Genomic DNA, 12,357 nt, shown 5'->3' with positions numbered 1-12,357 from the left:
ACCGCAAGTTCGCCGCCTAACATCAACCCCCTGACGAGGTCCGCACTCCGCTAATCTACGCCGCGAGTTGTGCCGAATGTTCTGACGACGGACAGCTCGTCTCCAGGTGGTTCTGGGGATGAGCGAGCGGCGGGCGTGCCGTGTTATCGGCGCTGATCGGAAGAGCATGCGCTACCGGTCACAGCGAGAAGATGATGCTGACCTTCGGTTGAAGCTGCGTGAGCTTGCGCAGCAGCGCCGTCGATTTGGCTATCGTCGGCTGCACATTCTGCTGCGGCGTGAGGGCGTGGTGATCAACCGGAAGAAGACACAGCGGCTCTATAGCGAGGAGAAGCTGGCGGTCCGACGCAGGCGCAACCGGCGCACGAGCACCAGCTCCGGTGCTGGCGTTACCAAACCAGCGATGGAGCCTGGACTTCGTCCATGATCAGCTGGCTACAGGACGCCGGTTCCGAGTGCTCAACATCGTTGACGATATAACCCGCGAGTGCCTGCGCGCGGTGCCGGACACTTCGATCTCAGGGCGTCGGGTGGTGCGTGAGCTCACCGAGCTGACCTCGAACGCTGTCCTCGCCTGGTGCGGGGAGGTCGGGGTGGAGTGGCACTATATCGCCCCGGGCAAGCCGATGCAGAATGGTTACGTCGAGAGCTTCAACGGTCGGATGCGCGACGAGCTGCTTAACGAGACCCTGTTCCTGAGCTATCGACACCACCACTTCGGGCGGCATGCTGGTGTTCAACATCTTCGGCTCGCTGGCCCAATTCGAGCGTGACCTGATCCGTGAACGCACTCATGCCGGCCTCAAGGCCGCACGCGAGCGGGGCAACAAGGGTGGTCGCCGGCCTGTCGTTACCCCCGACAAACTACGTAAAGCGCGGGCGCATATCGCAGCGGGCCTCACTGTTCGTGAGGCGGCGGCCCGGCTCAAGATCGGCAAAACCGCCCTATACAAGGCTCTGGAAAACGCGTGAAACCGCTGGCGATCAAGAACTCGTGGGTGCTGGTCACAGGGGCTTCGACCGGTTTGGGCAGAGCGTCCGCCCTCCGCTTGGCGGCATCGTACCAGGCCAAGCCCCTGATTGTTGGACGAAGGCTCGACAACTTGCGGGAGCTACAGACCGAAATTGACGAGCGGTTCAATGTGCCGTGCGAGATTATAGTGGCTGATCAACGTGAAATCGAGGGCAGGGAGAAAATCGCGGCTAAGGTTGCAGAATTGCAAGTAACAGCCGCTTTGTTGGTTGCCGGAATGACGAGCGTTGGTTCATTTGATGCAGGCCGTGCCGACACTTATGCCGAGGTAATTGAAACAAACATACTCGGTTTCACGGATTTGCTGGCTCGCCTGATTGCGATTTTCAGGGAGCAGCCGTTTGAATCCTCAGTAATCGCCGTGTCGAGCCTGGCGGGCGAAACATCCGTGCCCTTCCAAGCGGTCTACGGCGCGTCGAAAGCCTATGTGAGCACCCTCATGCGAGCGCTTTCCGTGGAGCTTGCCGGGACGGGAGTGAGTGTTGGGTCTTTTGCACCCGGTGGAATCGACACAGACATGGCTGCCCTCAGCGATTTGAAGTGGGGGAGGTTGGGTTTGATGGACGTTGACCGGTGCGCGGCCCGTGCAGTCCGCGCTCTGGTTTATCGGCAATCCTTCGCCATACCGGGGATGGGCAACCAGCTCACATATTTGGCGAGCAGGGTTCTACCTCGATCGTTGGTCAATCGGATTGCCGCCCTCCCATATCGGCGCCCGTAGGGCGGCACCACATAAAAGGGGCAGGAAAGCCTGCGAATAGCATCTGCTGGCATCGTACCGGATTTGTTCGCCCTTAGCGTGCAGATACGTCACTTTCGTGTAGTCACCCCTACAAGGCAGATATCCAATCCCGATTCCCTCTCTGACGGCAGATGCGACACCTAACACCGTGTCCGATTTGTATATGATCCGCTGCAGAGCGACGCGTTGCGCTAGGAACAGTGCTGCCTTCAAATTTGTCAGAGAACCGGCATAGGAAACCCATTCTCGGTCATAGATTGTTCCTGTGAGGTCTATGCCCGTACATGCGAATGGCGCCCATTCGATGATTGCGATCTTTCGACCGACAAGATTTTCCGGCGGATTGCATGTCGCACGCAATGCCACATCGCATTCACCCCTCGCCAGGTTCAAAGCGCCGTTTCCAGCGGTGACTTCGATCTGAACGCCGGTCGTGTCCCACGGGGTGGTGTAGGAAGGTTTCCCTGAGAGGGTGGCCACCGTCGATCTTCTGGTAGGGTTCGGATGCGAACTCGAACCTGGAGAAGAAGACGATGACCGACGACAGAATGGCCCTTGTTGAGCTGATTGAGCAAGGGGCTGACAGCGATTTGTTGCGCGAGATGCTGGCTTTTGCCGCTGAGCGCATGATGGATATGGAGATCGAGGCGAAGACCGGGGTTCCTGCCGGTGCTCGTAGTGCAGCCCGGCTCAACCACCGTAACGGCTATCGCGAGCGTGGTTGGGACACCCGCGCTGGCCGGATTGATCTGGCAATCCCGAAGCTGCGCAAGGGCAGTTACTTCCCGAGTTTCCTGGAGCCGCGCCGGACCGCCGAGAAGGCTTTGGCAGCGGTAATTCAGGAGGCCTATGTGCACGGGATCTCGACTCGTTCGGTCGATGATCTGGTCAAGGCGATGGGCGCCAGCGGCGTATCGAAGAGCCAGGTCAGTCGTCTGGTTGCCGAGATCGACGAGCGGGTGAATGCCTTTCTGGCGCGGCCGATTGAGGGCGAGTGGCCCTACCTGTGGATCGACGCCACCTACCTCAAAGTCCGGGAAGGCGGGCGGATCGTCTCGACGGCGGCGATAATCGCCGTGGGCGTCAATACCGATGGCCGCCGCGAAGTGCTCGGCGTCGCCACCGGTCCCTCGGAGGCGGAGCCCTTCTGGAAAGCCTTCCTGCGTTCGCTGGCAGATCGGGGCCTTCGCGGGGTGAAGCTGGTCATAGCCGACGATCACAAGGGACTGCGCGCCGCCGCCAGCAAGGTGTTCGCCGCGAGCCAGCAACGCTGCCGGGTGCACTGGATGCGCAACGCGCTGGCCCATGCCGCGCCCAAGCAGCGGCCGGCCGTCATCGCCATGATCAAGACGATCTTCGCGCAGGAAACGGCCGAGGCGGCGCACCAGCAGTGGGAGCAGGTTGCCGATGCCCTGCGCGAGAAGTTTCCAAAGCTGGCCGACATGATGGACGCATCACGCGAGGACGTGCTCGCCTACATGGCCTTCCCCAAAGATCATTGGGCGCAGATCGCGTCCACCAACCCGCTGGAAAGGGTCAACAAGGAGATCAAGCGAAGGTCCGACGTGATCGGTATCTTCCCCAATGATGCCGCTGTGGTTCGTCTCGTCGGAGCGCTTATGCTGGAGCAAAATGATGAGTGGGCCGTATCGCGCCGATACATGACGCTGGAAACGCTCGGCTCGGTGAGCCATAATCCTATTGTCAGCTTGCCAGCACTGGCCGCCTGACCTGAACCCGATCCTGCCGTAGATCGACGGTTCCTACACCACCCCGTGGGACACGACCTGAACGCCTGGGTGCTGAATCTGAAAATCTCGAATAACCGGCATCGCGGCCTGAAGAAGAGAGTCACTGGTGGTCAGGCGGATGAGTCCTGCCCCGGTTTCCGCATTAGCCTCAATTTGATGCCCCAAACTAGTAAGGTCCAGTTCGATCCGGCTACGCGGTATGGTCAAGCGTCTGGCTGGACCTGGCATCACCCTTGATTTTTGTTACGAGGCGGGACCTTGCGGCTACGGCCTGCAGCGCCTTCTGACCCGACAGGGGCAACCCTGCATTGTCATTTCCCCCTCAATGATGCCGAGACGTCCTGGTGACCAGATCAAGACCGATCGGCGCGATGCAATGACGCTGGCGCGCCTGCTCCGCGCCGGAGAGCTGGCCCCGATCTGGGTGCCGGATGAAGCTCATGAGACAATCCGCGATCTCATCCGTGCGCAGCGGTCGGCGCAGGAAGACACTTCGGCTGCCGACGCCGGCGCTGCTCACCGTCACCGGGGAGCGAAGCACGGGCTGCAGCACGATTTCGCGGTCGCGGGAGATGCCGAACAGGAGGAGGAGCGCCGTCAGCCCGGCGAGCCCGACTGCGACAACCACCAACAGGTTGCGCTGCTTCAGAACGCGCTGGTTGTGCGCATGGCTGTACGAAAGGTCCATCTTACCCCGCCATCAATCGGAGGTACGAGGGTGGCGTGGCTCTCAGACCGGTGAAGCCGGCCGGAAGATGCCAATAGGCCAAGTGAAGCAGCCAAGACGCTGCACGACCCGCCTTCGCTTTCTTAAGTCCCCACCAGCCGGCGAACGCTGCCGCCATGCCAATAAGGATGTGCTGGGTCATGATCCCCCAGACGAAGGGAATTACCATCGCCAGGAACTCATCCAGGGTCCACAGCCCGATCAGCTCCACCGGAGCGAACGAATCCTCAGAAGCGCCGGCTGCTACGCCCGGTAGATGGGTGAATGCGCTGGCCATCTGGTACTCGACCCAACGCCGGCTGAGATCGTGGACGCGAAAGCCGGCCGTCGGCGGTGAGGCCTCCGACGTCGACGGAGTCGGCTTCCCATCGACAGGGCCTATCGGGTTCCCGGTGCCGCGCGCGGCGTCCGACATGGAGATCACCAGGGCGGCCCTGATTGGCTTCGACGGCTGCGCGACGGCCCCGCTGGCTGCCACCAGGCCCATGGCCGAACCGATCAACGTCAAAGCTCGCATCAGCTGCTCCCACTCCGAATAATGAAAGTGAGATCGAGTAGTTTAGAGTTGTCAATCCGCCCGAGGTGCCAAAGACTGTGATCTTCGACGCCGTGGAACCCATTTGATGTGGCTCATCGATCGCGAAACGAACGGCGTGGGTGGACGCCGAATCCCTCTTCCACACCCACTGCGCGAAGCGCTGGTCCGCTGGTACACAGGGAGCGGCAGCCGCGCCGATGAGGATGCGGGCATCACCCTTGTCCAGAACGCGCGTATCGGCGCAAAATGGATCGCTTGCGACTGCCTTGCCGCCGGAGAGCCTCCACCGATCCTGACGCCGGCATTTCTGTCGGAGGCCGAAACCTATTATCTGCGCCGGCTGACGAGCGCCAAGCGGCCTGAGCATCGCGAGGATTGCCCATTCTTCCGCGATCAGATCACCCACAGGCTCTCCGAGATTCGCACGCGCGAGACTCCGGCAAACCCGCCCGAGGGCTACTTCGAAGTGCTGAGGCCCGCCCCGGAGAAGCTCGCTCAACGGCCGGAGGATGATGCGACTGATGATCGAACCCGCCATGCGTCGGTGCCGCGCCTCGCCCGCCTCCTGTGGCGGCTGATCGACATCGCCGGCACGAACCGCATCCCGCCGCTCGCCGATGAGGTCGAGCCGGCGTCAATTAAGGCTGAGTTCGACGCGCTGACCCGCGCTGCCGCCAAGATCGAGATCGCACCCAGTATAGAGCTAAGCCGCGCTTTCTGGACCCATGCCGATGCGCTGCACAGCCGCCGTGCGTAGCCTGACGCGCTTGACCGACGCCGCTTCGGCCAACGCATGCAAAGAAGCACGGCCCCGCCAAGCCAAAGTCCGAGGCCGCGGAGCGCAAACCCTAGAAGCCATGGCGTGTTGAAGTCCTCGTGATTCTTCCAATCCATGATGTGAAGGCTCCAGAAGAAGTCATAAAGCCGCCACGTGCCTGTCCTCACCGCCGCAATCCGGCCGGTATCGGCCGCCACGAAGATCCGAGTGGAGTCCGGATCGGCGAACGTCACACGCCAGGCGGGAAGCGTGCCGCGATATTCGGGACTGGCGCGATCGATCAGTTCCACGCTCACACTTGGGTGATCGTTGCTTCGCCAGGCGGCCCTCGCTACCGCTTGGGCTTGCGCCGCAGTTGGGGCGGGCAACAGTGCGCCCGTTCTCGCGTCGAACAGCCGCGTCCCTCGGGCCGTTGTCGCCTCAGCGACCGGGCGGCCAAACCACATGCGATAGCTCACGGTCTCGATCCGCGTCCCGGTCGCCGCGACGATCACTGATGGTGGGACGAGCGCCACGCCGCGAGGCAAGGGCGCCACGGCTTTGCGGTCCACAAGGTGATCGCCATGCACTCGATCGATGGGCAAGAAGCTCATCAACGCGCCGCTCGCGAACCACAAAAGAAGCTGCGCGCCGACAATGATCGCGAGCCACTTGTGAGTGCGGCTCGCGAGAAGGTGCAGCCGAAATTTGGTGCTTCTCAGGGTCGAATCTCCATCCTTGCGTGTCTCATTTCGTGCCTGCCAGATTCTTCATCATCCCGCGTGGCCGACAGGTGCGCCCGCGACCAGCGCTTGTACGGCTCAGCCGTCATCCCCGAGAGTTAGCGCACGAACGCCACCGTGTCCCAGACAGGGGATCCGGTGCGTCTTGCCCCCCGCCGGCTCGGCCGTCAGCTTACACCATGCTTGATAATCCAGGGCTGCTGAGCGGGCGTGAGGCGTTGCGCCACCCCTCGCCAGTTCGGGGCTTGCCGTTAAGGGCCTTGGCTCACCTCCGATTCCTCCGCGCCGGGGCGATAGATGACAGCCGCTGCACATCTCTCCGTAGAGGCCGACACCGACTGACACCCGTTGCGCCGACGCAAAATCCGGCCGCGCCCTTGGCAATCAGCCCGCTGGCACGGCGGTCGAACAGGTCAGTTGCTTGTCCGGCTTACAGATAGCGCCCGATCGCACTGCCCGGGCTCGGTCACGTCCTGAACTTCGGTGACGTTCAGGACGTGGCTGCGATCTCGATCGGTGGGCGGCCCAGCTTTTCGAGGGCGATCGCGTGACGGGCTAACCAACGACGGGATCTTTGACCCACCCCAAGGCATCGTGCAGCTCTGATATGTCGGCGTCGATGATCGCGTACAGGTCTTTATCTTCCTCGCGAAAGAACATGCGCGCCTTCGCTTCGTCTTCGGCAGGGGGAAGCATCGCTCCCAGGCGCTCCGGCCATTTCGCGTCTATGAATCTCATGAGCCGCTTCCAGGCCGCGGATCGGGTCTGATGGAGGCTCAGGACGGGAACGCCGTTTACTACAATCGCAAGGATCGTCACCTGCATGGTCACATACGCCCCCTCGATTTCGTCATGTTCGTGATGATCTTGCGGAGCAGGACAACGTCTAACCTCCTGGCAGCATGTTGTCGTGTTCTCGAGAACCCTCGCTAACCGGCCCGTCCGTCTGATGGCCTGCCATTCGAGCATTTCCTGTGAAGGCCAGTCCTGCAATCTCCCGCTTCCAACGCAAGCTGGGGAAGAAGGCGGGAACATGGGCCATGTACTGGCGGTAGCTATCGCCGTAGGTCGCGAGCGCGTATCTCTCCTCATGCTTAGCCAAACGAATGTACATCACCACCAGCACCGGAAACATGGCAAGCGTCAGAAGCGTCGGCCATTGTAGCAAGAAACCGAGCATGACGAGGATGAACCCTACGTATTGAGGGTGCCGCACCCGGGCGTAGACCCCCGTCATTGCCAATTCGTGTTTGCGCTGACTCGTGTGAAGCGCCGTCCACGCGATCGAGATTAGCCAAAAGCCTACACCAATCAGCACAAAGCTGGCGATGTGGAACGGGCCGAAATGCGGATTGATGCGCCAGCCGAACATCATTTCCAGGATGTGGCCAGCATCGTGGCTCCACCAGTCGACGCCGGGGAAATGCGACTGGAGCCACCCCGACAGCAGGAAGATGGTGAGCGGGAAGCCATACATTTCGGCGAAGAGCGCGACGATGAACGCACTGAACGCGCCGAAGCTGCGCCAGTCGCGCCGCGTTGCCGGCTTGAAGAAGCTGAACGCAAAGAGGATGAAAACGGCGGCATTGACCAGCGCGAGCCCCCACAGACCATAGCCATAGTCGGCGTGCGTCATCGCGACTCTCCTTCGATGCGGCCGTTGGGATTGGCCGGCAAGCCGGCGGGTGCCTGGCCGGGCTCATGGCCATGCTGATGCCCACCTTGGCCGTGGTGCATGAACAGGTGCATGAGCGGGCAGGCGAGCAGGATGAGATAGGGCAGCACACCCAGGAAGTGCGCGGTATGCTCGGTAATGAGGAAGAAGCTGGCGACGAGCAGGAAGCCGATCAGAACGATCTTGCCGCGCTTGCGCATGCGATGGTCATGTTCGCCCATATGCCGTTCTCTTCTAGTCAACGTCCAGCCTGCATAGGCTCGAGTCCAAGGAGCAAGGTATAAGTAGAGACCGAAGTCCGAAGGGCATCGCGCAAGCATGGGTAAGGTGATCGATCGGATCGGCCACCGGTGTTCGCGCGACGCAACTGTCGGGAGCAGCAGTCGTGCTGCGGCTTTTGCGTATAGGCGTGCGGCGTCCGCGAATCAAAGCTGCGCTCACGAACATAATCGTGAGAGGCAGGCCCGCGTCCATGCACAAGAGAAAGAAACGGCACCATTCCCGCAACCAGTCCGGCGTGACCGTCCTCGAGCGCGAAGCAAGGATCGATCTGGCTAAGCGCCCGGCCGATGGTCTCGGCGTCGCCTTTCTCGGCGCATCGGGAACGGTCACAGGGTCGCGTTATCTGGTGGACGATGGTGAAACTCAGATCGTTGTCGATTCCGGCCTGTTTCAAGGACCCAGGGATCTGCGCCGCCTTAATTGGGCGCCAATTCCACCCGAAGTCGCCGATGTCGGCCAAGTCCTGCTGACCCACGCTCATCTCGATCACTCGGGCGCGCTACCGCGCATGGCGCGCCTGGGCTGGGACGGTACCGTCCTTGCCACCCGGGCGACCGCGGCCCTGTGCGAGCTCCTTCTTCCCGACAGCGGTCATCTGCAGGAAAAGGATGCGGAGTTCGCCAACCGGCACGGCTTCTCCAGGCACCAGCCGGCGCTGCCGCTCTACACCCAGGCTGACGCGCGTCTGGCATTGCAGCTCTTCCGGCCGATCGAGTTCGGAGCGTGGCATGCAGTCACGGACGGCATCAGGGTGCGCTATCATCGCGCCGGCCACATCCTCGGCGCGGCGTCGATCGAGATCGACTGGAAGGGGCGGACAATCCTCTTCTCAGGCGACATCGGCCGTTACGGCGATTCGGTGATGAAAGATCCCGAGCCGCCCGCGCGCGCCGACTATGTCCTGGTGGAATCGACCTATGGCGATCGGCGCCACGAGCAGGTCGATCCGACAAAGACGCTTGGAGATCATGTCGAGCGATGCGTCGAGAGAGGAGGGACGGTGGTGATCCCGGCCTTCGCCGTGGGACGGGTCCAGTCGCTTCTCTATCATTTCTCGCGTCTGCGCGCGCAGGGACGCCTCCGCGACATCCCGATCTTCCTCGACAGCCCGATGGCGATCAACGCGAGCGGGCTGATGTGCGATTTCATGGACGAGCATCGCCTGGCCCGCGCCGAGTGCGAAGCGGCGTGCAGCGTCGCGCACTATGTGCGCGAAGTGGAAGAATCCAAGGAGCTCACCGCCAACCCCGCCCCAAAGGTCATCATCTCGGCCAGTGGAATGGCAACGGGCGGCCGCGTGCTCCACCATCTCAAGCGCTTCGCGCCGGATGGGAAGAACCTCATCCTCTTCTCGGGCTTCCAGGCGGCGGGCACCCGCGGCGCCGCCATGATCGGGGGTGCCCGGACGATCAAGATCCACGGCGAGTATATCCCCGTCGAAGCCGAGGTCGCCAACCTGACGATGCTCTCGGCGCATGCCGACAGCGACGAGCTCATGCGCTGGCTCGGCTCGCTGCACGAGGCCCCGCGCCATGTCTATGTCACCCATGGCGAGCCGACCGGCGCCCAGGTCCTGGCGAAGCGTGTCTCGGAGGAACTGGGCTGGGCATGCAGCGTACCGGCGCTGGGTAGCTGGGGCATGCTCGCGTGAAGCCCGGGATCATCGAGGACGCCGAAGCAGAGCCTGTCGCGACGACGCTGCGGGCACGCCGCATCGGCCTGTCGGCTGCCGGAAGCGATCTGATCGCGGTCATGCGCCACGACTGTCCCGTCTGCCGCTCGGAAGGTCTTGCGTCCCGCGCGCAGGTCGCGCTGCGCGCTGGCGGGCGGGAAATCGTCGTCTCGCTGCTGCACAGTTCCGCAGAGGCTCCAGCGCCCGGCGAGATCGGCCTGTCCGAATCCGCATGGCAGCGGCTCGGCGTCAGCGAGGGCGATCCGGTCGAGATCGCGCACGCCCAGCCTCTCGCCTCGCTCGCCGAAGTGCGTCGGCGCATCTATGGCAATCGTCTCAGTGACGGGGCTTTTTCAGCGATCATCACCGACATCGCCGAGCGACGCTATAGCGATGTCCATCTCTCGGCATTCGTCACGGCCTGCTCAGCGGTCCCGCTCGATACGGACGAAACGATCAGCCTGACCAGGGCGATGGTCGATGTCGGCGAGCGATTGCAGTGGCCCGGAACGGTCATCGTCGACAAGCATAGCGTCGGTGGATTGCCGGGCAATCGCACCACGCCGATCATCGTCTCGATCATGGCCGCGGAGGGCCTGATCATGCCCAAGACATCGTCGCGGGCGATCACCTCGCCGGCCGGCACGGCGGACACGATGGAGGTGCTTGCACCTGTCGACCTCGACGTTTCCGCAATCCGCAAGGTGGTCGAGCGCGAAGGCGGCTGCATCGCCTGGGGCGGCGCCGTCAACCTCAGCCCTGCCGACGATGTGATCATCGGCGTGGAACGGGTGCTCGATATCGATGCCGTCGGGCAGATGGTCGCCTCGGTGCTGTCCAAGAAAATCGCGGCCGGTGCGACCCATCTGGTCATCGACATCCCGGTCGGGCCGACCGCCAAGGTACGCGGAGCCGATGCCGCCGACACGCTCGAGCGGGCGCTGAGCTCTGTCGCCCAAGCCTTCGGGCTTCGCACGCGCGTGATGCGCGGCCCCGGCGCCGAGCCGATCGGACGGGGCATCGGTCCGGCGCTCGAGGCGCAGGATATCCTTGCCGTGCTCCAGGGGCAGCCGGGCGCCGAGGATCTCGCCCACCGGGCCTGCGAGCTGGCGGGAGGACTGCTTGAGCTCGCGGACGCAGCCCCGGCCGGCGAAGGCTATGCGCGTGCGCGGGCGTGCCTCGAAAGCGGCCGGGCCTGGGCCAAGTTCCAACGTATCTGCGAAGCGCAGGGCGGCATGCGGGCTCCACCGGTCGCCCGGTTCCAACAGGATATGATCGCTCCCTATAGCGGCCGCCTGGTGAGTATCGACAATCGCAAGCTCGCGACGGTCGCGAAGCTTGCCGGCGCGCCGATGGCCAAGGCCGCCGGCGTCGCGCTGCAGTGTCGGCTGAACCAGATGGTGGATGCCGAAGCTCCCTTGTGCACCATTCATGCCGAGAGCCCGGGCGAGCTCGATTATGCGGCGGCCTATGCGGTGAGCGACGGGCCGATCTTCGGGATTGAAGCGCTATGAACCGTCCCGTGCTGTTCGCGCTGCCTGGCAGCGAGGCCCTGGCACAGCCGCTATCCGCCGCGCTCGATGCAGAGGTCGGCACGATCGAGCATCGTCAGTTTCCTGACGGGGAAACCTATCTCAGGGTCGTAAGCGACGTCAGCGACCGCGAGGTCATCCTGCTGTCGAGTCTCGATCATCCGGACGCCAAGCTGTTGCCGCTGCTGTTCGCAGCCGACACCGCGCGCGATCTGGGCGCTCGCAGGATCGGGCTCGTCGCCCCCTACCTCGCTTACATGCGCCAGGACATACGCTTCCATGCCGGCGAGGCGGTGACGTCGCGAACCTTTGCCGCGATTCTGTCCCGCCATCTCGACTGGCTGGTGACGGTCGATCCGCATCTCCATCGCTATCATGCGTTGTCGGAAATCTACCGCATCCCGACCCAGGTTGTTCATGCCGCGCCACTTCTGGCCTCGTGGATCAAGAGCAATGTCGCTCGTCCGCTGATCATCGGTCCGGACCTGGAAAGCGAACAGTGGGTCTCGCAGGTGGCGGCCGATGCCGATGCTCCGTTTCTCGTGTGCGAGAAAATCCGGTCCGGCGACCGTGACGTCACCATCTCGATTCCGAATGCCCCAGCGTTTCTCGATCGCCAGCCGGTGCTGGTCGACGATATCGCCTCATCCGGCCGGACCCTCGCCGAGGCGGCGCGCCAGCTGGTCGGCATGGGGTTCGCGCGACCGGATTGCGTGGTCGTGCATCCGCTTTTCGCCGGCGATGCAGCGCAAGTCCTGGGTGGGCTCGTCGAGAGGATCGTGAGCACGAACGCTGTTGCGCATACCTCTAATTGTCCGCCGTCAGCACCAATGGCACAGATTTGAGGTTGTGATTTAAGGAGGATCTGGGCTTCGTCGTAGTGACGAAGGAACGAAGATGAAGCC

General features: G+C 62.9%; 10 protein-coding genes and 5 pseudogenes. 9 read left to right on the top strand and 6 right to left on the bottom strand.

Annotation, left to right across the window (positions count from 1 at the left end):
- Positions 1–94 precede the first annotated feature (94 nt).
- The 5 genes and pseudogenes from GGQ90_RS28150 to GGQ90_RS28130 all read left to right on the top strand — a co-directional run.
- Positions 95–710 (top strand): annotated as a pseudogene (locus GGQ90_RS28150) (integrase core domain-containing protein); the annotation flags it as partial.
- A 16-nt stretch (positions 711–726) separates the two neighbouring features.
- Positions 727–972 carry a recombinase family protein gene (locus GGQ90_RS30075; RefSeq protein WP_084281548.1) on the top strand — a complete coding sequence of 82 codons (246 nt, stop codon included), beginning with the start codon at positions 727–729 and terminating at the stop codon, positions 970–972.
- The gene (locus GGQ90_RS28140) at positions 969–1,754 is read left to right on the top strand and encodes an SDR family NAD(P)-dependent oxidoreductase (protein WP_010336374.1); all 786 of its coding nucleotides are present in this window, start codon (positions 969–971) and stop codon (positions 1,752–1,754) included. The genes GGQ90_RS30075 and GGQ90_RS28140 overlap by 4 nt, the downstream gene beginning before the upstream one ends.
- A 554-nt stretch (positions 1,755–2,308) precedes the next feature.
- Positions 2,309–3,505 (top strand): IS256 family transposase, encoded by a 1,197-nt coding sequence (locus tag GGQ90_RS28135; RefSeq protein ID WP_004207070.1) that lies wholly within the window; start codon positions 2,309–2,311, stop codon positions 3,503–3,505.
- A 211-nt stretch (positions 3,506–3,716) separates the two neighbouring features.
- Positions 3,717–4,007 (top strand): annotated as a pseudogene (locus GGQ90_RS28130) (IS110 family transposase); the annotation flags it as partial.
- A gap of 21 nt (positions 4,008–4,028) precedes the next feature.
- Here GGQ90_RS28130 and GGQ90_RS28125 read toward each other — a convergent pair.
- Both GGQ90_RS28125 and traL read right to left on the bottom strand, forming a co-directional pair.
- A pseudogene (locus GGQ90_RS28125) lies at positions 4,029–4,214 on the bottom strand (TraE/TraK family type IV conjugative transfer system protein); the annotation flags it as partial.
- Position 4,215: 1 nt separating this feature from the next.
- Positions 4,216–4,464: a type IV conjugative transfer system protein TraL gene (traL, locus tag GGQ90_RS28120; protein ID WP_279606795.1), complete on the bottom strand. Its 249-nt coding sequence runs from the start codon at positions 4,462–4,464 to the stop codon at positions 4,216–4,218.
- A 412-nt stretch (positions 4,465–4,876) separates the two neighbouring features.
- Between traL and GGQ90_RS28115 the strand changes: the two are divergent.
- A pseudogene (locus tag GGQ90_RS28115) lies at positions 4,877–5,545 on the top strand (hypothetical protein); the annotation flags it as partial.
- Positions 5,546–5,571: 26 nt separating this feature from the next.
- On the opposite strand, the pseudogene GGQ90_RS29955 reads toward GGQ90_RS28115, so the two are convergent.
- From GGQ90_RS29955 to GGQ90_RS28100, 4 genes and pseudogenes are all read right to left on the bottom strand, one after another.
- Positions 5,572–6,249 (bottom strand): annotated as a pseudogene (locus GGQ90_RS29955) (PepSY domain-containing protein); the annotation flags it as partial.
- Positions 6,250–6,846: 597 nt separating this feature from the next.
- Positions 6,847–7,122: a hypothetical protein gene (locus GGQ90_RS28110; protein WP_030541607.1), complete on the bottom strand. Its 276-nt coding sequence runs from the start codon at positions 7,120–7,122 to the stop codon at positions 6,847–6,849.
- A 55-nt stretch (positions 7,123–7,177) separates the two neighbouring features.
- Positions 7,178–7,927 carry a methyltransferase family protein gene (locus tag GGQ90_RS28105; RefSeq protein ID WP_021245240.1) on the bottom strand — a complete coding sequence of 250 codons (750 nt, stop codon included), beginning with the start codon at positions 7,925–7,927 and terminating at the stop codon, positions 7,178–7,180.
- Positions 7,924–8,166, bottom strand: coding sequence for a DUF2933 domain-containing protein (locus GGQ90_RS28100; protein ID WP_302621747.1), 243 nt, complete (start codon positions 8,164–8,166; stop codon positions 7,924–7,926). The genes GGQ90_RS28105 and GGQ90_RS28100 overlap by 4 nt, the downstream gene beginning before the upstream one ends.
- A 272-nt stretch (positions 8,167–8,438) precedes the next feature.
- Here GGQ90_RS28100 and GGQ90_RS28095 point away from each other — a divergent pair, with 272 nt between their 5' ends.
- The 3 genes from GGQ90_RS28095 to GGQ90_RS28085 are packed head-to-tail and all read left to right on the top strand — an operon-like array spanning position 8,439 to position 12,297.
- Positions 8,439–9,899 (top strand): MBL fold metallo-hydrolase RNA specificity domain-containing protein, encoded by a 1,461-nt coding sequence (locus tag GGQ90_RS28095; protein WP_188084573.1) that lies wholly within the window; start codon positions 8,439–8,441, stop codon positions 9,897–9,899.
- Complete coding sequence (locus GGQ90_RS28090) at positions 9,896–11,434, top strand: thymidine phosphorylase (protein ID WP_188084572.1); 1,539 nt, start codon at positions 9,896–9,898, stop codon at positions 11,432–11,434. The genes GGQ90_RS28095 and GGQ90_RS28090 overlap by 4 nt, the downstream gene beginning before the upstream one ends.
- Complete coding sequence (locus GGQ90_RS28085; RefSeq protein WP_188084571.1) at positions 11,431–12,297, top strand: ribose-phosphate pyrophosphokinase; 867 nt, start codon at positions 11,431–11,433, stop codon at positions 12,295–12,297. Before GGQ90_RS28090 ends, GGQ90_RS28085 begins: the two co-directional genes overlap by 4 nt.
- The last annotated feature ends 60 nt before the right edge of the window (positions 12,298–12,357 follow it).

It is taken from the genome of Sphingobium scionense, from assembly GCF_014197035.1.
Lineage (GTDB): Bacteria > Pseudomonadota > Alphaproteobacteria > Sphingomonadales > Sphingomonadaceae > Sphingobium > Sphingobium scionense.
This window is presented reverse-complemented; position numbering and strand designations above follow the sequence as displayed.